The following is a 19,438-nucleotide window of genomic DNA, read 5'->3' as shown; positions in this document are numbered from 1 at the left end:
CCCACTTATCGTATGTTTACCCTTTTCCTAATATTTTGAATCAATAAGGGTAATATGGCTCTCAGAAAATAAAGTTTTAGATTGACTTGCTTGATTAAGCTAAAGGGGAACTTTAGTTCAATCAAAGAACCAGATGAGGCTACCGTTAAGATCGGTGGCCTCATCAATCTATTTGACAGAATTGCATAGGAAAAGAAAAGAAAAGTTAAAGCACGAATTAGTAATATATAAAATAAGGAGGCAATAGAATGGCAACTTTACGATTAGCTACCTTAGACGATGTCGATGAACTTGTTCAAATGCGTTGGGACTTCTCTGCAGAGGATTATGGGGTTAGTACGGTTAGCTTTGAGGAGTTTAACCAGATTTGTAGCGAGTTTTTGATCAAGGCGATTGAAAGCCGAGATTGGTACATTTGGGTTGCAGAAGTTGAAAATAATATAGTTTCACATATGTATCTGCAATTGATACATAAAGTACCAAGGCCTGGTAAATCGCCAGACCCTTACTACGGTTATGTTACAAATGTCTATACTCGTCCCGCATTTAGAAGCCAAGGTATTGGAACAGAGATTCATATCGCTATGGAAAAATGGTCAAAAGAAAATAAAGTTGAATTTCTTATTCTTTGGCCCAGCAGCAACAGTGTCCAGTTTTATTCAAGAATTGGCTTTGCTCACTGCGAAGAAGCGATGGAAAAAGATTGGTGAGATGTCATGGCATTGAACTGAGGGACGGGTAACTAGAGACAACAAACAACAGGCTGCCGGCAATCGGCAGCCTGTTGAGGTAAAGGGCAGTTTAACGTGGTAGCAACTGTAAAGCAGAAATGACTCGCTGGGCAACTTCTTGATCTAACATTTCAATTTGTTCTGTGAGGAAGTCAATGTGGGGTTAGAATGGTTTGAGCATCATGCGTTGATGGGTATTAACTAACCTCGAAGAGCGAGTTCTAGTTCTTCCTTGGATAGTCTCGTCCGTGAGGTGGATTGATACCTAAGGAGAGTATACTGGGCAGAAAACGAATGGAGAAAAACTCTCATTAGTTATGCGTTTCAAAATTTTCACAAAATTAAAAATCAGCATTGGTTAAAAAATCAATTCGAAAGCTTTAACAGTGACTGAAATAGGATCTGTTCGGAAGCGATGAGCATCGACTTAAAATAATCGAATAAATCATTGCTTTGACACGGAGTTTAGTTTTCATTGTACAGGGAGATCGAATCTGATTAACCTAGTTGCTGCGAACCATTGAACCACACGGATTTGATCGACAAGGTATCCGAAATATTAGTGGTCGGATCACCGTTTACGAGAATAAGATCAGCGCGGGCACCTTCGGTAATACGGCCGCGATCGTTAAGACCAAAGCAACGAGCCGGTTTGGTAGTAGCCGACTGAAGAGCTTCGATCGGAGTGAACCCGGCCTTCACCAGCAGCTGCATTTCGTGGTGGACACTGGCACCATGAGCAAGGCCGCCAAGGTTTGGAACGGGAACCGGCGCGACATCCGTCCCTACCAGAATATCAACTCCGGCACGGTGAAGGTCCATCACATTCTTAAAGCTGTTCTCCATATTGCCTTGCGGGAACGTATTGAAGCTTGAGTTCAAAATATCGATCCAATCCGGACTTAATTTGGAATGAACACGCGGATCATTAGCCAATTCCGATGCCGGATTTCCAATAATCGATGAATTCAACACCAAGCACGGTGTAACAAAAGCGCCTGAACCCGCTATAGATTTCACTAATTCGGACGTGTACTCGGGTCTGTCAATAAATAAGTGGCCCAAACCGTCGACTCCAAAATCGATGGCTTCTTGCGATGAAAGAGCGGTCAAGACGTGGGCGATGACCAGCTTATCGAACTTGTGGGCTTCTGTCACGGCTGTTTTTAGAATCTCATCGCTTAGTACAGGCAGGCCAGGTGCACCCATGACCGTTCCTTCTTCAATCATGATCTTAATATAGTCGGCTCCATTCTCCACTTGAGTATGCACATGTTTAATCGCTTCTTCCACCGTCGTCACTTGCGGTATTTCTTCGTGATCGTGAGCGTATGCGGCCAACATCGCTTCCCGGTCTTCCTCCGATAACTTCTCTAGTTCCTTTAATACGAATTCCGGTATTTCATCTCCATCCGGCAGTAATTCATCTGGGTGTCCGCCCGGAGCGGTGATCGCTGTGCCAGCAGAACGGACGTCTGCGACGTCATTCACATTTTTCAACTGAATCTCGCGCCCTCTTTTAGTAAAATCGCCGTTCATTTCGAGTTCTGTTGTAACGCCGAATTTTAAGGCATCTCGTAATCCGCCGATTGAGGTGTGGACATGTGCATCAATCAGACCAGGCATTAGAGTCGCATTTTCTCCATCGATAATCGTTGCATCGGCCGGAAGGTCTCCGCCCACTGAAATAATGGACTCCCCTTTAATAACAACATGTCTGGGCGCAATAATTTGATCTCCATCAAAGATACGTACATTTGTAATCGCCGTAACAAGTTCTAACGCAGCATTTTGAGTTACCTTCTCCATTTGAATTCCTCCCAAGTGTTTGTTGCTAAACAATTCGGAGTATAACTGTTAGTTATCTAACTGTCAATAAACTAATATTTGTTTGACAAGTCTATTGGGTCACTGTATAGTTTAGTTGCTTACAATTAGATTTCTAACAATCACAGGGGGGACGTTCATGCAATCCCGAAAGGATACGCCTTATCTGGATTTGTTTCAGATTATTGGTCTTAAGTTAAAGAAAAGAGCGGACGAGAGTATAAAAGAGCTGGGGTTAAACGCTCAACAAGGAAAAGTAATCGACTATATTTACGAGAACCAAAATAATCATATTATTCAAAAGGACCTTGCAGATCGGTTTCATCTACGTGGGGCCAGCATTACAAGCATACTTCAAGGTCTAGAGCAAAAAGGGTTCATCGAGCGCAAAATCCCGGCCAATAATGAACGGCAAAAAAATATATATGTATTGCCAAAAGCGATTGAACTGATTGAAGACTTTCAAGACTCATTCCAAAAGGTGGAGGAAGAAATCGTTCAAGTCCTTACCGATGAGGAAAAGGAAGTCTTAAAGAAATTGTTGATCAAAATCAATAAGCGCATATAAAGAAGACGCGACGACACCATTGTCCAATGACACAAATGTACCTACATCATTTTAGTTGTAATGCCTGAGGAATCAGGCTTTTTTATTTTTATGTGGGAGGAATTGTATCATCAAAAAATGCACAAATGTCCCAACATTGTAGTCTTGCGACAAAAATTCACCTACTTTATAGGAGTTCGATTTTCGGGTCGGATACCACAAGAAATTCTCCGATTGCCGACAAGATAAACTTAACCGCTCCGCTAACGGGCAGTTTTGTTGATGATCAATCGAGGTGAACCGTACCACAAGTAGTGGTAAAGCAGAGAGTAGAAGTGATAGTTGATTTTAATGACATTGAACGAAGTCTTTCTCTTACAACTACCGATACGATAACAAACTGAAATGACGAAAAGCCTTCTATTAGGGGCTTTTTTTACGTTAAAAAGCAATATCTAGTCCTTTAGAAAATAGTTCTGCCAATATCCTGAATTTGTAAATTGGTGATATAATAAGGAGATAGAGGAAGATAGCTGTAAGTTGATAATCAAAGAATGATTTTATCCAAGGCGTAAAGAATTATTGAAAGTGGTGTTGGTAATGGCTAATCGGATATGTATCCGTTCCCAAAATATTAATTTTCAAATGAGTAATGGCACGATGACAGTGTTTCTAACAGTGTTGGGTTTAAGCGGATCAGAACTCGCTAATGACGATAAAGAAAAAGATTTTATCTTATGGCTTTTGGAACACGATCAGGAAGTAAGAGGAATTGGCAATGCAGGATTTGACATAGAAGAAATGCCTTGGGAGTATTCCAAATTTGAAATTGAAAAAGACTTTATATTCAAGGTAGTTGAAGGTGCAAAATCAAAGTTGGGGTGGAATACTTTAGATTACACTCCGAATGAGGAAAGAATAATTTTCTTTTTAGATAATTTTAAGGAACTTATTTTAAGGTTTAACCATGAGAATCTTGATGTTAATGCATATTCTGAATGGATTAATGAAGGTATTACAGACCCTAGATTTAAAAATCCTGATAGCTATCCTAAATGCCAAAAACATGAAATTTTCTTATACTGGCATGGTTGTATAGCATGTAATGATGTAATAATTGGCTAATTTTTAAGTTCTGCAATGAAAGCACGATTTTATTATGAATGTGGGAGATTTCCATGGGTATTGAGAGTAGGTTGGAATTGTTATTTAGCTGTATAGAAGAAGATGGTGGAATATTTGACCTAGCTTGGTGTACTGACCTTCTATACCCTTACTTTGAGCATTTTGCCGACAAAAACTCTAAGTTCAGGGCAGGTGCATTAATTGCTTTTTGGGGATTATTGACTGAATGGGGAGACCAAAGTGGTTTCCTTTTTATAGAGGGGAAGAGAACTATCAATGTCATCATTTTGATAAATACATGGAGGAGTTTTTAGCTTATTCAAGTAGGATTCAGTCAGATTTTCCAAATATCTATTCAGTTATCATCGAATCATTATTCCTCCTCGATAATAGGGATAGCTTTGAAGCTACATTCCCTAATATCCATTCCAGCTTCTTTAGAAATATAAGGAATACCTTGTTCAAAAACGTAGTTAAATTACCAAATCAGATATATCAAGATGCTTTAATAGAAGCAGGAATATTTCTATATAGTAAAGAATAAAAAAGTCAATTTTATCGTAGGAGATAAGACAATGAACATGAAAGAACTGATTGAGAAGGTCAGTACATTACCACTTTGTACTGTTTATTCCCCTAACGGAATCCCTGAAGTTCAGCTACAGCATCTGCTCCCAGAGGATTTGAAAGTATTTTATCAAATATGCGGAGGAATAAGCTTGTTTGAGAACTCAGATCAACCATATAAAATATTACCTCCAAATGAAATAACTCTGGCAAGTATTAAAATAATTGGGGAATACATTGAAGAAGATATTTCATCTTCTTGGTACACGATTGTTGAAGACCATAATGGAGATTACATTTCCATTGATCTCCATCCAAGTAGATTAGGAAAATGTTACGATAGTTTTCATGAGACATATGGGCTTTCTGGGCAGTCTCCGATCATAGCCCTCTCATTCATCGACTTGTTACATCAACTTATTGAAAACAAAGGAGAATACATTTACTGGTTAAGGGATGAGTTTGTGTCATTGGGAGATGCTTACGATATTACTAAATAAAACATGGAGTTTATCGCAACTTTTTGGGGGAAACCATCTCTTATGGATGATGATGAAGAGCTTATTCAAGAAATAAAAAGAAGTAAAAGGCGTTCATGTTTACTATTTTTGCTTATTATCTTTTCAGTTTTAATAACAGTTGCATGGACTGCATTTTACTATTTAGGCAAACTCTCCGATGCTCTTTGTAATTGGACACATTGTTAGGAGTCTAATACTAAGCGGTTTTTTAAATGAAAATGTTTTTATATCTGATGAGATGGTAGAAGCGGCAATTAGTTTTATTGAAGACTTGTCGCCACATGCAAAGAGTAGTTATATGCCACATCATATTGCCCGCGTCAAGCAAACCAGCTACGTAGAATACAATGGTGAGTATTAATTGAAGGTTTAGATTCAACTAACTGGGAACTTTGTGTTTAGATACATTACGGAGAACCGTACCATAGATGACAGGTGAGGTCATTACGCTACGGGTAACGATAGCTTCATAACAAAGATAAAAACGGCTACCGATGATAAACTCGGTGGCCTGTTGTGCGAGCGGGCAGATTAGTGCAATAAAATCAATATTGGATCTCCACTCCAATTAATGGCGAAATGGTTTAGAATGTATATATAGAACCATGGTGGGAGCTGACAAAAGTATGAATAAAAGAAGTGAGGAATTGATAAATCTAGCTAACAAAATCGTTCAAGAATTAAGTATTCCAAATACACGATATGCTACCGTGGGAGGCTCAGTTGGCCGTGGAGATGCCGACAGCTTCAGTGACTTGGATTTAAACATATACGCTAGCAGTGATTCTGCAAATGATAGCATGTTTGTATATGAAGGCGAGGTCGTTCAGCTATTTATCACTGACCAGTTTCCTACCGAAGAGCAAGTGAAAGATAACCCGTGGGAGTTTAGATTCCTCCTGGAGACTGTTCCTGTGTACGACCCAACTGGTGAATTTCACGTTTTGAAAAAATGGGTTGAAACCTATTTTTCATCCGTAGATGGACGTACAAAGCTGGAAAAACAGGCCGTTGACGTTGTAAACAGTAGGACAAGATGGGCATTAGACAGTTTACATCAAGGCAAGAATTATTCGGCCAAATTAGCTGCTCGTGCAGCATGGGCTGATGCGGCGTTCATGTATTTATTTTTTGTTCAAAATACAATGTCCACAGGTTCAGTAATCCCAATTATGAAGAATATTAAAAGTAATTATGATGACTATACCAAGATTTTACCGTTTTCATTAGAATTGCTTAAAGAAGGTACAGGTGAATTTCTGAGGATAGTGGAGCGTCACAGGGAGTTTCTTAGACGAAAGTTCCCCTCGTTTTCTCAGGGTTTTTCATTGTCACCATTACAAGACATAGTGATACATCGAAAAGCACAGAGGTTTTACAATGCCCAGCAGATTGAAAGTTTGATGTGGCAGTTATCGGGTGAAGTGTTTATGTTGTTTCTGGAGTTCTCAGAAGGGAAATCGTTTGAAGAATATTTTAATGAGTTACCAACGACGCTACAGAATGATTTAAAGAACATCGGCTATATCTCTTTAGACGAAGAGCAAGTATTGCAAATATGTAAACTTAGTGAAGAGATTGTGGACTTAGCTTCTCAATTTATAAAACAAAAGTACAGCTAAAACATACACTTCGTTAACGGGTAACATATCTCAATAAAAATCAGGAGAAGGCTGCCGAATAAAAAAGCACTGAAACTGAAGTTGACGATGGCTCTGAGATTTGAAATGGAGAGGATATTAGTGGGTTTTGTTACGTTTGGATTTGGCGTTCATGCTATAATAACAAATTCCGAAGGTCAAATACTTCTGTTAAAGCGAACTTATGGAAATAAGGGATGGAGTTTACCAGGTGGTGGTGTAGACGCTGGTGAAACTATTCATCAAGCGTTATTTCGAGAATGTTGTGAAGAACTTGGGATAGAAGTTCAGAATGCTGTATTAACGGGATTTTATTATCATAGTAGTATTAATGCACAAGTTGGAATATTTCGCTGTTCCATACCAGAGGATGCGGAAATAAAACTTAGTTCCGAACATTCTGAATATAAATGGGCGGATATTTCTTCATTAAGCGAGGTTCAACGAATAAGGGCTTTAGACGCATTGGAGTATCATGGTCAAGTAATAAGTCGTGCTTTTTGAAAAACTTCAGACAAAAATGAATTAATCTATCCCGTATGGTTAGAAGGGAGATTTTTATATGTCTTTTCCATTTGACTGTATTAGCGATTTTATGTTTTTCGAAACCGAGTTGGGTCATTCAGATGTAATTTTAATTCCAGGTGCAAGCCATCCTCAGTTAATGGAAAGAGCCGCAATGTTATATCAACAAGGTATCGCTCCGTTGATCCTGCCTTCTGGTGGTGTCACCCCACATGTTGAAACAACTGAATGGGAGTTTTTGCGAAATGTAGGGGTGTCGTTAGGCGTTCCTCCACAAGCAATACTTCAAGAAGATAAAGCAACTAATACCTTTGAAAATGCACGATTCTCTTTAAAAGTATTACAAGATAAAGGGTTAAACCCTAAAAAAGTAGTGCTGGTTTGTAAAAACTATCACGCACGTAGAGCACTTTTAACATATCAAATTATTTTTCCAAGAGAGACAATTTTTTATGTAAGTCCAGTGATTGACAAGACAGGTACTTCCAAGGATAACTGGTTTCTAGATGAAGATAGAATAAGATACGTAATGAATGAGCTTGAGAAGGTAGGGAAATATTTCAGGCCCGCTATATTCCAAATCGGATCAAATGGCTAGCTACGCTAACGCCGCTGAACGATAGTTGCACAGTACATAGGATGTATTTAAGTGAGGTGAGACATTTTTGAGGATCGGTGAGGTAACATCAGAGGGTTTTACCTTCGCTAAATTAGATAAGGAAACATTCGTCGATTTTAAAGAGTGTAATGAAAATTGGGTTATGTATAACAAGAGGAAAAATAATTGGACGGATGATGAAGTTCAAGCTTTTCGGATAAAGAGTAAATGTGTCGGGCAACGGGATATCTGTGCTAAACCATGTTGTTTTATATTCTTTACAAAGCCTTTTACTAAGATTGAATTTACTAATTTTAATGCAAAAAATGAATTCAGGGATCTTCAAATGAAAATACTTGAAGTTGGATGGACCACATTTGACTTGAGCTGATTAAACTAACGGCGAACTATAATACAACCAATAATACAACCAATAAAGTCAGGCCGCCTCTCACATCGGCAGCCATGCTGTATTAACGAATATAATAGTATATTAACAATGAAAGCTGTCTTAACCGTTCGAGAATCGGATTGTGAAGGTAGTTTTTCATTTTCATTCCTCTGATAACGCCTGTTGTTTGCAAATTGATTTGTAATATCGCTGAACCTTGCTATCATAATAACGACAGACTTCGCTATCAGGTATCCAAATTCCCTTTTTTGAGTAAGGAAGCGATCCACTCTTTTTGTCTCAACTTTAAAGCGGAAAACTTCTTGTTAGTTTGAAGTAATTTTCCATTTACCCGAATATGATTTTTCAACATTAAACCCCACTTTTTTGACATTCATGGTCTAAATTAAGGATACCACGCTTTTTTCTATTATAACTGATATTTCGAACTGTCACGACAAATTGCGGAGTGCTATTTTACGCAAACGAAGTACTCCCGTCATTGCCCCTGTGATGCCGTTAAACTATCGGGAGGTTACTGTAATAACGAGAGTGGATTTAATAGCTTTTATGGAGGGATTATTGGGAGAATCTAGAAATTTATATGGAAGAAAAAGAAGGGTGCTGTGATGACGTATGTTTTTAGTTAATTCTCGTGCAATAATTGAAAGAACTTTGGATGGAACAATTGAAATTGTAGTTCAAACACGAAATAAACCTGGTGAATCTCAACGGATTGAACTTCCTGGTGGGAGAATAGAACAATACGAATCATTAGTAACAGCACTTATTAGAGAAGTAAAGGAAGAGACTGGGCTTGATGTAGTAGAAATTGAAGGTGAGGATACAAGGATTGATACAGTGGGTATCGATCCAAGTTTTGAAGTTGAATGTATAAAACCCTTCGGGGCTTATCAGACCATTAATGGACCCTTTGATTCGGTTGGTGTGTACTTCCGTTGTAAAGTACAAGGTGAGTTATTAAAATTAGGTGATGAAACTAAGAACCCCAGATGGATTACCGTAGAAGAATTAAGACAACTAATGAATGATGATCCCCTCCAATTTTCCAATGTAGACAGAGCAGGAATTATATTTTACTTAAAATATATTGAAATGATGTAAAACTATACTACATGTGCTCTGATTCACTATCGGATTGTTAGGAGGTATTTTTAAAATTGAAAAATGTATTTATAGTCAGACATTGTCAAGCAGAAGGACAATCTGCTGATGCACGATTATCGGATTTGGGTCTAAATCAGGCAAACAAACTTACTGAGTTTCTTATACCGAAAAACATTGATTATATTATTTCAAGTCCTTATGAAAGGGCTTATCGAACAATTTCTCCATTAGCTGAAAGACTTGGTATCGAAATTGTAACAGATAATCGATTGACCGAAAGGATATTATCTGAAAAAAGTCACCCCGATTGGCGTGAAATGCTTCGACAAACGTACTACGATTTAGATTTGTGTTATGAGGGTGGCGAGTCGAGCAATGTAGCTACGCACCGTGTAATTGCTGTGGTTAAAGAACTATTAAATAGTCGATTTGAAAATATTATAATAGCTTCACATGGAAATCTCATATCTCTGCTCTTGAAATATTTTGATGATCGGATTGGGTATAAGGAGTGGGGAAACCTGTCTAATCCAGACGTGTTCCACCTCTCCTTTATAAAGGATACTCCAAATATAGAACGAATTTGGACTGACTAAGTGACTATTTTAGTTAGTGGCTTCTTCAAATATCATTGAACTAACGGGTAACGATAGTTCTCTTGATAAAAAATTGGGTTCATCTAATCAAAAGATGTACGAAGCTGCAGATGAGGTAGCTTAGTTTGTTTTTTGGGATATGATGTTTGTATGAATCGAAAAGGAGCAAAGGCAAATGAAGAGTAACAAATCAATTAAGATAGCTGATCTAGTCAGTGAAATTGAACTTCAAATTGATGATTCTTTTACTTTTATAAACATTAAAACAGGCGAAGTTATTACATTAATGAGAGAAGAAATTGGGGCTGCAGAAGATGAAGAGCCAATCGGAAAATTTCCTGAATGGCAAAGAAAGAATATTGAAAAAGCCATCAGTATAATTGAGGATGAAGATGGGGTTTACGTTGACTTCACATTTAGAAACGACTTCAATGAATATGAAATTATGGAGGAGTTTATTGTAAGTCTTAAGGATCAAAGCATTCGAGAAGAATTATATGAAGCCATTCAAGGAAGAGGAGCATTTCGGAGATTTAAAGATGGAATAATAGAACTTGGCGTTGATAAACAATGGCACAAGTATAAAGAAAATAAGATTAAAGATTTAGTAATTGAATGGTGTAAGGACCACAACATTGAAATACAGGATTAAGAACAGATCTCGTCGTTTCGGCTACCATGTGATCGATGAGGGACGAAGAACGAGAGCAAACAACGACAGACTGCCAGGATAATCGGCAGCTGTTGAAGTAACGGAGCAGATTAACGCAAATGTTGATGCCAACCTACAGTTTAATTTTCAGTGGGATTTGATAAGGGGATGATAAACATAAAAGTTCTGTTTATATGCAGCAGAAACAAATGGCGAAGCCCAACGGCCGAAAAAATATTTCATAAATATAATGGTTATGATGTGAGGTCTGCTGGGACAGAGGATGGTGCTAGGATTAAGGTAACAAGTGGACACATTGGTTGGGCAGATCTCATATTTGTAATGGAAAAAAAGCATTTGAGCCGACTCAAAGATAAATTTGGATCAACACTTAATGAAAAGGCGATCTGGAACCTAGATATTCCTGACGATTATGGTTATATGGATGAAGAACTAATTGAAATACTAAAAGCTAGAGTATCGGAATATATTGAAGTCCCAGAGTGATGATTCTCGGTAAAATGAAACGGATGTGCTGTCTCGTATGAAACTTTTTCTTATTGAAGTAACGGGCAGGATGCTTTATAAAGTACCTAACGGGATACGAGAGCTGAATAACAAAGATCAAGTAGGCTGCCGGTGATAAACTCGGAAGCCTGTTGTGCTAACGGGGCAGTTATGCTGACTATAGTTTTAGTTGACTTGTCAACTATTTTGGTATAGTCTTTTATGGGATGTGATTACAAAATGGATTTACTCGATAATATTGCTGTCTTAATTCATGATGCCAAATTAGAGATATCTATGCACATGACTAAAAGTTTAGCTCCGTATGATATTACGCCTGAACAAGCCTTTATCATTGTTTTGCTCAATGAACGAGATGGGTTGTCTCAGGGTGAGATTGCTTTCGCTTTAAGAAAAGATAAATCAAGCATCACTCGGATGATTGTGAGCCTTGAAACTAAAGGTCTAATGCACAGAATTACTAATAGTTATGACCGTCGTTACTTTAATGTATCATTAACAGATAAAGGTAAGAGCTTAGCTACAAATGTAATACCTTGTATTTCAGGAACTATTGATGTACTTGAAACAGGTTTTTCACTTGAAGAAATGAATGAATTACGAAGGCTTCTAATTAAGGTGCGAGATAATATGAAAAAATGAAATGGGTACACCTAATAGTTGATGAATCAACTATTAGAAAAGGAGGAGTATCATGTTTGAGCATATCAATCAAAATTATGAAGGAATAGACTTTTGTAATCAAGATTTGAGGTATGGCGAGCTAATAAGTTGCACTTTTCATCGTTGCACATTTGCAAACGGATCGTTAGAGGAGATTACAACGAGGAACTGCCGTTTCGTTGAATGTAATTTTCGGGGTGCCTCGTTAAATAGCTCCGTTCATAAAGAATCTGCGTTTGAGAATTGTAACTTTGCCGAAGCCAATCTATTTGTCTCGAAGTTTGAAAACTGCAAAATGACGGGTTCAGATTTTTCCAGTGCCAATATGGATGGAATCACCATATTCCAAGGGGATTGGTCTTATACGAATTTGAGAAATGCCAGACTGGTTAAGCAAGATTTACGTGGAATTAAATTTTATGAATCAGATTTAACCGAAGCAAATTTAGAAAAAGCTGACTTAAGAAATTGTGATCTAACGAGAACAATGCTAGCTAGAGCGAAATTACAGGGAGCCGATGTCAGGGGAGCTAAAATGGATGGAGTGGAATTCAAATCCCTCATACTCAAGGGGTTACGAATGGATACAGAGCAAGCAGTGCTGTTTTCACTCTCTCATGGAGCAAAAATGAATTAAATGACTACTCATCCTTCGTTAATCTAACGGATAACGATAGTTCAATGAAACAGCGACAGTCTAGGACTTTATTTTCTCGTCCTTAACTGTCGCTGTTTCAATTTCCAGCCGCCTCGAACGGACCAGAAGCACATGTGCGAATTATTTAAAACATTTTGAGTAAGAAGGTTGGGAAGTCTAGTGGCATATTAGGGATAACACTTCTGGATGTACCTAGTAATCAAGCATAGTTTCCTCCCCCCCTGAATACTTCAATTACAAAGGCCAAATTGCCGTTATGAGGGGGAGAACAGCATGAGGAAAGATTAGCTTAGCTGGATTATGCTTTCACTGGTACTCGCATTGTCCGCTTGTTCGTCATCGGATGTCGTAGTCGAGTCGCCAAATCCATCGGAGCAGCCGTCTCCGGTCGCGACAGAGGCAGTGCCGATTGCCGCGCTGGCGCATACGCCCGAGCCTACGGTATCGCCGCCAGTGTCATCGAGCACGCCTGCGCCTAGTCAGGAACCTGCATTTGATCCGCCTGTGCATTACGAGTATCCCGATGCAGTGCGCGGTATTTATGTAACTGGCTGGTCGGCTGGCGGTGCTCGCATGCCGAAACTGCTGTCGCTTGTAGACAGCACCGATCTCAACGCGATGGTGATCGATATCAAGGATGATGATGGCTATATTACGTTCAAACCGAACGGGAAGCTTGCCGAATTCGGCCAGCCTTACATCCGCGATCCTGGGGCACTTATGAAATTGTTGGAGGAGCATCACATTTATCCGATTGCGCGTATTGTATCTTTTAAAGATACTGTTCTTGCGAAAAAACGCCCAGATCTTTCGTATGTGGATGGCAGCAGCCTTTGGCGCAACGGAAATGGTGACGGGTTCATTAACCCGTTTCTGAAAGAAACGTGGGAGCATAATGTTGATGTCGCTAAACTTGCGGCAGAGCTTGGGTTCAAAGAGATTCAATTCGACTACGTACGCTTCCCAGAAGGCTTCGAAAGCCGAGATAAATCATTGACCTATTCGATGGGTGACTATAAAGAAAAGAAGCCGTCAAAATTTAAGGAAGAGGAAAAAACATATGCCGAAGCTTCAAAAAAATATGAAGTGGATATGGCTGCTTTGCAGATCAAGCTGACTGAGGCCACGAATACGTACAATGCAGATAAGACGGATGCGAACAAGAAAGGGCTGGATGATGCGCAGAAGAGCGTAGTAGACCAGAAAAAAGAGGCACCTAAAGCACCAGATTTCAGCGAGAAATCAAGGTTAACGCAGCTTCGCGTGGATGCGGTCAGCGACTTTGTCGCTTACGCGAAGGAGCAGCTGGGTCCATACGGCATCAAAGTGTCCGTCGATATTTTCGGCTACTCGGCGACGCTACCGGAAGCGCCAGGGATTGGGCAAAATTATAACCGCATATCAAGCTCTGTGGATGTCATTTCATCGATGATTTATCCAAGTCACTGGTCGGACGGCTATTTCGGCATACCTAAGCCTGATAAAGAGCCTTATCGCCTTGTCGCCGAATATATGAAGGCAGAGAAGAAGAAGTTCGGCGAGATGCAGAAGCCGCCTCTTTCGCGGCCGTGGATTCAAGATTTCACTGCAAGCTGGCTGGGCGCTGGCAATTACATCAAGTACGGTAAGGCCGAATTGAATGAGCAAATTAAAGCTTTGAGCGACGCGGGTGTTCGGGAATACCTGATATGGAATGCTAATAATTCGTATTCAGAGGGGGTTACCTATATCCCGTAAAAAGAGTTAAGTCAAGGGCAGGCTCTAGATGAGAGCTTACCCTTTTTTTGTGCCCACCATGGAAGCTATGACAAGAACATTGTCCGAATACCGACACATAAAAACTAACCGCTAAACTAAAGGGCAGTTTAACGCAACAATATTCTGGAGCAGTAGCCTTAGATTCAGGTTATTTAACGACCCCTATTTGCAAAGGCCTTCAAGATCGAAACATACGCGGTATGTGTGTCCGCAACAGCAAGAATTGCCCTACCGAACTACGGATGGACGGAGCACCTTAGAATTAGCAAAAGAAACCCGAAGTCTCATAAAAGACTTGGGTTTCTCGTCAATCTGAGTAGCCTTTAGGACTACTTTTTATTTTCCAATATTAAACCAACCTGGCATTGCTTGAATTACATTCCAAAGTTTTTCTGGAATATTAAGCTGGTCGAGTTTCGAAACGTTCAACTCAGAATCTACCTCGGCTTCACGTCCATTTGCGACCTTTTCAACCCAAGTAGGATTCATAATTAACGCATGCCCAATGGCGACTAGCGGCAATCCTAATTCCACAGCTTTAAGAGCATCATCCGGTGTTATTATGGAACCAGCAGCCATCACAGGTACCTTACCGTTTGCTCTCTCAAGAATTAAATCAAACCGTGTTTTTTCATCTTGACTATCTACTGGCTTTGAAGACACATTATCTAATGAAGCATGTATATAATCTAAATCCTGTTCAACAAGGATATCAATTAATTCATACGTGTCTTTCATACGTAATCCGTCCACTTTGGAGGATTCTTCAGGGGAAAATCGGAATCCTAAAATGAATGGTTTTGTAGCATGTTTTTCAATGACATTTTTGATTTCTTCAATAATTGCCAATGGAAAACGTAAGCGATTTTCAAGTGATCCTCCCCATTGGTCAGTCCGTTGATTTGTCGCTGGCGACCAGAAGTTTTGAATTAAAAATCCATGAGCCCCATGAATTTCGACGCCATCAAATCCGGCTTCAATCGCTCTTCTCGTTGTGTCTCCAAAAGCACGTATAATCGACAGGATTTCCTCAAGTGATAGCTCTCTTGTTTCTACAGTTGGGCCAAGAGCAGTAGCCTCAGGTTGCAATGCACTCGCACTAACTGCATCCAATTCGGGCAAGGCTTTATTTCCAGCATGAAAAATCTGTAGAATCGCAGGAGAGCCTCCACTTTTCGCTGCCTCAGCTAATTTTCGTAAACTTGTAGTAAATTCATCATTGTACCCAGCGAATTCATTCGTAAAACCCTGCCCATTCGGTGTAACATGAGTACATCCTGTAATGACGAGTCCTACTCCATTCACTCTTTGTTTGTAATACTTTACTTCGTCATCCGAAATGGTAAGATCGTCATTACTTGACCAGGTTGTCATAGGTGCCATAACGATTCTATTCTTAATTGTTATTCCACTTCTGAATGTGAAGGATTCGAATAACCTACTGTATTTTTGATTCATTTCATTAACCTCGCTATCATATTTTCTTTTCTATTTCAGTGTAATTGGTTACCGTTACGGTAAGTAAAGGGTTTATTTTTATATGATTACAAATAGAATTGTTGTCTTATCATTCTTCATATGATATATATTTAGTTACAGTAACTGTAACTAAGGTGGGACAAGTAGATGTTGTATTCAATGACATATGTTGTGGAGAATTTAAATGTATCTGCAAAGACACTTAGATTTTATGAAGAGCAAGGGATATTACCAAATATATCTCGTGACGAAAAAGGCCGTAGAGTTTATAACAAACAACAAATAGACTGGATTTCTTTTATTCGTTGTCTCAAAGAGACAGGAATGCCTCTTTCAAAAATAAAGGATTACAAGGAACTTTATGAATTAGGAAATCATACCTTTTTGCAAAGAGAAGAAATGTTGATGCAGCATAAATTGGAAGTGCAGAAAAAAATTGACGAAAGTTTAAAACACTTGGAAGAAATAAACTATAAAATAGCCATGTATGAACTTCAGAAAGAAGAGGTTATGAAAAATCCCAACTATAACTTTAAATGTCACGGTTACTTAAGCTAACGGTGAACGATAGTTCAAAGATGACATCACGGCAATCGACACACTGTAGGGTGCCGTTGTCCGTAAGACGAGCAGGATCGTGCAAATAGACATCGAATAGTAAGTTGTAAACATTCCAATTTATGGTTAATTTCTAGTGTTAGGTGGGGGTTGATACTTATGTTTTTCGTAAATTCACGTGCAATTATTGAAAGAACAGTAGATGGAGAATTAGAAATAGTAGTTCAAACGAGGAATAAATCAAGGGAGGCTTAACAAATAGAGCTTCCTGGTGGAAGAATCGAGCAATATGAATCTCTAATAACTGCTCTCATTAGGGAAGTTAAAGAAGAAACCGGACTTGATGTAGTACAAATTGAAGGTGAGGATACACGGATTGATACAACAGGCATCGACCAAGATTTCGAAGTGGAGTGTATTAAACCTTTTGGAGCCTATCAAACCATTAACGGTCCTTTTGATTCCATTGGTTTTTATTTCCGGTGCGGGGTACAAGGGGATTTATTATCTTCAGGAGATGATACTAAGAACCCACGATGGATTAAAGTAGATAAATTAAGACATTTGATGGATGCTAACCCTTTGCTGTTTTCCAATGTAGACAGAGCAGGGATAATGTTTTACTTGAAGTCATTGAATCATAAGATTGATTGAGAAACGCATTCCGCTAACGCAAAACGTTAGTTCAACAAGCAGCAGCGGCGGCACCAGACTTTATTTTCTCAAGTCCTAGTTGCCAAAATATGAAACGCAGCTTACTGCTGAAATGAAAGCTGAGTTTGAGGCCATCAAAGAGAAGGACGCAGCCTTGTCGGCGTTTGCTGATCTGTTGGATAGAACCGGGAGCGTAAACGATGCAGTTTACGTTCACGGCAGACGGTTGTGCCGGTACGTTTTGTAAGCGAAGCCTTAAAAGCAGTAGTTAAATGGGAGTCAGAAACCCAATCTGTCGTTATTTACGAAGATTAATCCAGTATCAAATTCTAGGGATCCATCCAGTCGCGGATGGTTCTTTTCTCATTTACAATAACGATTATTTTTCAGACACTATCTTATCTCTATTAACAGCGAAGGGTGGTTGCTCCATCCATCCGTTCTCAATCAAAATTTTCGCTGCATCTTCAACAAATGATGAGATTTTCATTAATGACTTTGCATAGAGGACTCCCATATCATGTCTTCCGTTTACAGCCGCAGAATTTCCAAACGCTCTAATTTTCATTGAAAACATGTCAATCTTATGAAATAACATTAACTTATCTGAAAATGGAGAAAACGTTGATGTTGTAACCAAATGGTCAAGAAATGATGGTGAAGGTAGATTTTCATTATGTAGTTTTTCCATATATTGTTCAATGCTTTTATGAGTCAGATCCTTACCTTCTATAAACAATTTTCGAATCTTTTCCGATTTTACTACTTGGCTAAATGCCATGATTAATGCTTTGCTTGTTACATTACTTTCAATATTATCATATAAATGAGCAATTTCTAATGCGTGTAAAGGACGTACATGTCCCAAAAAACCATTTAAAAAACCTTGATGAACAAATTCCACTTTATCTGGAACTGGAATAATAGGTGGTTTAATGATTAATCCTTTATTCATTAATATATCTTTGATTTGTCCCATCAAAGCCATGGTAGAATCCATACAATAAATAAAAAACTCCTTTACATCCTTCCTATAAACAAGTGGTATGGCTACGTTATAAATACTCATTCCTGCTTTACATGCATATTTCAAGTAATGAACATAGTATACATCTTCAAACAAACGAGGAGCACCAAGGTTAACGTCTTCTTCTGAAAAACCGTTAGGAATTGGGAAGTTTTCTTTTTTGAAAATATCTTTCGTTGTTTTCATGAAATCTACGCTTAATTTTAATGCATTCTCTAATAAAGTTTTGATCTCTTCGTCTTCAACGTGTTGAAGGTAATAGCTTAATATACATTTTGACATGCTGTTTCCCATATATGTTGCCCAAAGTTTACCCATTTCTGCTGATGTTAGTTTTTCACTGATATTCGATTTAGTTGAACCAAGCTGAATGGGTTTAATTATTTCCATGATATAAACTCCCTAATTAAATTTTTGATTAGTATTTTCCTCCATTCGAAATCATATTCCGAACGCATTTGCATATACTGTGGCAGTTTGTTTTTATAACAGATCACATGTGCCTGGAATCTCCCAGACGCATCAATGATTACAACAAATCATTATTGTTATGATTCGATGGCTAGCTAGTGTGTTCATTACGCTCTAACGGGCAGATTTGTGATAAATATAAGCAGGTACTAGATGAAAATAGTACTAATAAATTATCCGCAAATACTGTATTCTTCTGTTGTAGGAAAGAGTTAATACAGGAAAAATTTATTGGGGTGTGAAGATACTGAATAATAATTTTCATCCGAATATGACTAATTTATTTTACATTCAATGTGCAATATTTCTTTTTCTAAATGTGTTAATTGGCACATTTTCAGTAACAGTTTTTATTTTGGGGCTTTCCTTTATATGGGAGTTGGAATGGTTTCTATGTTTTCTTATATGGTCCGGATATATCATTTGTTGTCTTTCCTTAAATATTTTTACTTTCAGGGGGATGGGTACTGGTTTTCGGTGGGGGATGTTTATATTAGGGATATGTATCATAACAATTAGCGGAGTCTTATTTGGGGGAATAGTAGTTGAACTATTTTAATTTTAAATCAACATTGAATAACATGCTTACTGCTAAGCTAACGCAAAACGTTAGCTCAACATGAAAATTAACAGGCCGTCGCATATCAATAAGAAGGAGTGTGGAAAGTATGTTTCATGTAAAGGATATTTTATCCGATCAGTTATTAGCAAATGCTAATGACCCTAGTTGGTACCTACCATTTTCAGACGCAGTTGAAAATTTGTCAGAGGAAGTAGCGTTTTGGAAACCTAGT

At 38.5% G+C, this 19,438-nt stretch carries 21 protein-coding genes and 2 pseudogenes; 20 read left to right on the top strand and 3 right to left on the bottom strand.

The genetic code is table 11. The features are described 5' to 3' along the window. The first annotated feature begins 248 nt into the window (after positions 1-248). Complete coding sequence (locus tag AC58U0_RS36420; protein WP_497383560.1) at positions 249-710, top strand: GNAT family N-acetyltransferase; 462 nt, start codon at positions 249-251, stop codon at positions 708-710. Between the two features lie 519 nt (positions 711-1,229). On the opposite strand, the gene AC58U0_RS36415 is transcribed toward AC58U0_RS36420, so the two are convergent. Continuing rightward, entirely contained in the window at positions 1,230-2,540 is a 1,311-nt protein-coding gene (locus tag AC58U0_RS36415) for an amidohydrolase family protein (protein ID WP_497383559.1), read from the bottom strand. Between the two features lie 157 nt (positions 2,541-2,697). Between AC58U0_RS36415 and AC58U0_RS36410 the strand changes: the two genes are divergently transcribed. The 15 genes from AC58U0_RS36410 to AC58U0_RS36340 all read left to right on the top strand — a co-directional run bounded on the left by AC58U0_RS36410 (position 2,698) and on the right by AC58U0_RS36340 (position 14,434). Then, a complete protein-coding gene (locus AC58U0_RS36410) occupies positions 2,698-3,126 on the top strand; it encodes a MarR family winged helix-turn-helix transcriptional regulator (RefSeq protein ID WP_497383558.1) in 429 nt (142 codons plus the stop codon). A gap of 579 nt (positions 3,127-3,705) precedes the next feature. Further along, positions 3,706-4,230 (top strand): hypothetical protein, encoded by a 525-nt coding sequence (locus tag AC58U0_RS36405; protein ID WP_497383557.1) that lies wholly within the window; start codon positions 3,706-3,708, stop codon positions 4,228-4,230. Positions 4,231-4,283: 53 nt separating this feature from the next. Beyond that, positions 4,284-4,544, top strand: coding sequence for a hypothetical protein (locus tag AC58U0_RS36400; protein ID WP_497383556.1), 261 nt, complete (start codon positions 4,284-4,286; stop codon positions 4,542-4,544). 261 nt (positions 4,545-4,805) lie between these two features. Continuing rightward, positions 4,806-5,297 carry an SMI1/KNR4 family protein gene (locus AC58U0_RS36395; protein ID WP_497383555.1) on the top strand — a complete coding sequence of 164 codons (492 nt, stop codon included), beginning with the start codon at positions 4,806-4,808 and terminating at the stop codon, positions 5,295-5,297. Between the two features lie 647 nt (positions 5,298-5,944). Then, complete coding sequence (locus AC58U0_RS36390) at positions 5,945-6,940, top strand: hypothetical protein (protein WP_497383554.1); 996 nt, start codon at positions 5,945-5,947, stop codon at positions 6,938-6,940. A 120-nt stretch (positions 6,941-7,060) separates the two neighbouring features. Continuing rightward, the gene (locus AC58U0_RS36385; RefSeq protein ID WP_497383553.1) at positions 7,061-7,462 is read left to right on the top strand and encodes an NUDIX hydrolase; all 402 of its coding nucleotides are present in this window, start codon (positions 7,061-7,063) and stop codon (positions 7,460-7,462) included. A 58-nt stretch (positions 7,463-7,520) separates the two neighbouring features. Continuing rightward, the gene (locus AC58U0_RS36380) at positions 7,521-8,081 is read left to right on the top strand and encodes a YdcF family protein (protein ID WP_497383552.1); all 561 of its coding nucleotides are present in this window, start codon (positions 7,521-7,523) and stop codon (positions 8,079-8,081) included. 67 nt (positions 8,082-8,148) lie between these two features. Then, positions 8,149-8,472, top strand: a complete 324-nt coding sequence (locus AC58U0_RS36375) for a hypothetical protein (RefSeq protein WP_497383551.1) — start codon at positions 8,149-8,151, stop codon at positions 8,470-8,472. Between the two features lie 636 nt (positions 8,473-9,108). Then, on the top strand, positions 9,109-9,597 hold the full coding sequence (locus AC58U0_RS36370) for an NUDIX hydrolase (protein WP_497383550.1): 489 nt from the start codon (positions 9,109-9,111) through the stop codon (positions 9,595-9,597). Between the two features lie 56 nt (positions 9,598-9,653). Then, positions 9,654-10,196: a histidine phosphatase family protein gene (locus AC58U0_RS36365; RefSeq protein WP_497383549.1), complete on the top strand. Its 543-nt coding sequence runs from the start codon at positions 9,654-9,656 to the stop codon at positions 10,194-10,196. A 175-nt stretch (positions 10,197-10,371) separates the two neighbouring features. Beyond that, positions 10,372-10,848 (top strand): UPF0158 family protein, encoded by a 477-nt coding sequence (locus AC58U0_RS36360; protein ID WP_497383548.1) that lies wholly within the window; start codon positions 10,372-10,374, stop codon positions 10,846-10,848. Positions 10,849-11,025: 177 nt separating this feature from the next. After that, on the top strand, positions 11,026-11,355 hold the full coding sequence (locus AC58U0_RS36355) for a low molecular weight protein tyrosine phosphatase family protein (RefSeq protein ID WP_261306412.1): 330 nt from the start codon (positions 11,026-11,028) through the stop codon (positions 11,353-11,355). A gap of 240 nt (positions 11,356-11,595) precedes the next feature. Beyond that, positions 11,596-12,018 (top strand): MarR family winged helix-turn-helix transcriptional regulator, encoded by a 423-nt coding sequence (locus AC58U0_RS36350; protein ID WP_497383547.1) that lies wholly within the window; start codon positions 11,596-11,598, stop codon positions 12,016-12,018. 52 nt (positions 12,019-12,070) lie between these two features. Next, the gene (locus AC58U0_RS36345) at positions 12,071-12,676 is read left to right on the top strand and encodes a pentapeptide repeat-containing protein (RefSeq protein ID WP_497322648.1); all 606 of its coding nucleotides are present in this window, start codon (positions 12,071-12,073) and stop codon (positions 12,674-12,676) included. 321 nt (positions 12,677-12,997) lie between these two features. After that, a complete protein-coding gene (locus tag AC58U0_RS36340) occupies positions 12,998-14,434 on the top strand; it encodes a putative glycoside hydrolase (RefSeq protein WP_497383546.1) in 1,437 nt (478 codons plus the stop codon). 357 nt (positions 14,435-14,791) lie between these two features. On the opposite strand, the gene AC58U0_RS36335 is transcribed toward AC58U0_RS36340, so the two are convergent. Further along, entirely contained in the window at positions 14,792-15,913 is a 1,122-nt protein-coding gene (locus AC58U0_RS36335) for an NADH-dependent flavin oxidoreductase (protein ID WP_497383545.1), read from the bottom strand. Between the two features lie 168 nt (positions 15,914-16,081). Between AC58U0_RS36335 and AC58U0_RS36330 the strand changes: the two genes are divergently transcribed. From AC58U0_RS36330 to AC58U0_RS36320, 3 genes and pseudogenes are all read left to right on the top strand, one after another. Continuing rightward, on the top strand, positions 16,082-16,492 hold the full coding sequence (locus tag AC58U0_RS36330) for a MerR family transcriptional regulator (protein WP_497383544.1): 411 nt from the start codon (positions 16,082-16,084) through the stop codon (positions 16,490-16,492). Positions 16,493-16,750: 258 nt separating this feature from the next. Further along, positions 16,751-17,146, top strand: a complete 396-nt coding sequence (locus tag AC58U0_RS36325; protein ID WP_497383561.1) for an NUDIX hydrolase — start codon at positions 16,751-16,753, stop codon at positions 17,144-17,146. A 222-nt stretch (positions 17,147-17,368) separates the two neighbouring features. After that, positions 17,369-17,461, top strand: a pseudogene (locus AC58U0_RS36320) (stalk domain-containing protein); the annotation flags it as partial. A 64-nt stretch (positions 17,462-17,525) separates the two neighbouring features. On the opposite strand, the gene AC58U0_RS36315 reads toward AC58U0_RS36320, so the two are convergent. Beyond that, positions 17,526-18,563 carry a DUF3231 family protein gene (locus tag AC58U0_RS36315; RefSeq protein ID WP_497383543.1) on the bottom strand — a complete coding sequence of 346 codons (1,038 nt, stop codon included), beginning with the start codon at positions 18,561-18,563 and terminating at the stop codon, positions 17,526-17,528. 749 nt (positions 18,564-19,312) lie between these two features. Between AC58U0_RS36315 and AC58U0_RS36310 the strand changes: the two are divergent. Continuing rightward, a pseudogene (locus tag AC58U0_RS36310) lies at positions 19,313-19,438 on the top strand (DinB family protein); the annotation flags it as partial.

Source organism: Paenibacillus sp. J31P190 (genome assembly GCF_059692075.1).
The sequence above is the reverse complement of the archived record's forward strand: the minus strand, read 5'-3'. Positions and strand labels throughout refer to the sequence as shown.

What these genes read in the sequence shown, in the direction of transcription:
- AC58U0_RS36420 (WP_497383560.1), top strand. Translation starts at nt 249, where the DNA reads ATGGCAACTTTACGATTAGCTACCTTAGACGATGTCGATGAACTTGTT.
- AC58U0_RS36415 (WP_497383559.1), bottom strand. Translation starts at nt 2,540, where the DNA reads ATGGAGAAGGTAACTCAAAATGCTGCGTTAGAACTTGTTACGGCGATT.
- AC58U0_RS36410 (WP_497383558.1), top strand. Translation starts at nt 2,698, where the DNA reads ATGCAATCCCGAAAGGATACGCCTTATCTGGATTTGTTTCAGATTATT.
- AC58U0_RS36405 (WP_497383557.1), top strand. Translation starts at nt 3,706, where the DNA reads ATGGCTAATCGGATATGTATCCGTTCCCAAAATATTAATTTTCAAATG.
- AC58U0_RS36400 (WP_497383556.1), top strand. Translation starts at nt 4,284, where the DNA reads ATGGGTATTGAGAGTAGGTTGGAATTGTTATTTAGCTGTATAGAAGAA.
- AC58U0_RS36395 (WP_497383555.1), top strand. Translation starts at nt 4,806, where the DNA reads ATGAACATGAAAGAACTGATTGAGAAGGTCAGTACATTACCACTTTGT.
- AC58U0_RS36390 (WP_497383554.1), top strand. Translation starts at nt 5,945, where the DNA reads ATGAATAAAAGAAGTGAGGAATTGATAAATCTAGCTAACAAAATCGTT.
- AC58U0_RS36380 (WP_497383552.1), top strand. Translation starts at nt 7,521, where the DNA reads ATGTCTTTTCCATTTGACTGTATTAGCGATTTTATGTTTTTCGAAACC.
- AC58U0_RS36370 (WP_497383550.1), top strand. Translation starts at nt 9,109, where the DNA reads ATGTTTTTAGTTAATTCTCGTGCAATAATTGAAAGAACTTTGGATGGA.
- AC58U0_RS36360 (WP_497383548.1), top strand. Translation starts at nt 10,372, where the DNA reads ATGAAGAGTAACAAATCAATTAAGATAGCTGATCTAGTCAGTGAAATT.
- AC58U0_RS36350 (WP_497383547.1), top strand. Translation starts at nt 11,596, where the DNA reads ATGGATTTACTCGATAATATTGCTGTCTTAATTCATGATGCCAAATTA.
- AC58U0_RS36345 (WP_497322648.1), top strand. Translation starts at nt 12,071, where the DNA reads ATGTTTGAGCATATCAATCAAAATTATGAAGGAATAGACTTTTGTAAT.
- AC58U0_RS36340 (WP_497383546.1), top strand. Translation starts at nt 12,998, where the DNA reads ATGCTTTCACTGGTACTCGCATTGTCCGCTTGTTCGTCATCGGATGTC.
- AC58U0_RS36335 (WP_497383545.1), bottom strand. Translation starts at nt 15,913, where the DNA reads ATGAATCAAAAATACAGTAGGTTATTCGAATCCTTCACATTCAGAAGT.
- AC58U0_RS36330 (WP_497383544.1), top strand. Translation starts at nt 16,082, where the DNA reads ATGTTGTATTCAATGACATATGTTGTGGAGAATTTAAATGTATCTGCA.
- AC58U0_RS36315 (WP_497383543.1), bottom strand. Translation starts at nt 18,563, where the DNA reads ATGGAAATAATTAAACCCATTCAGCTTGGTTCAACTAAATCGAATATC.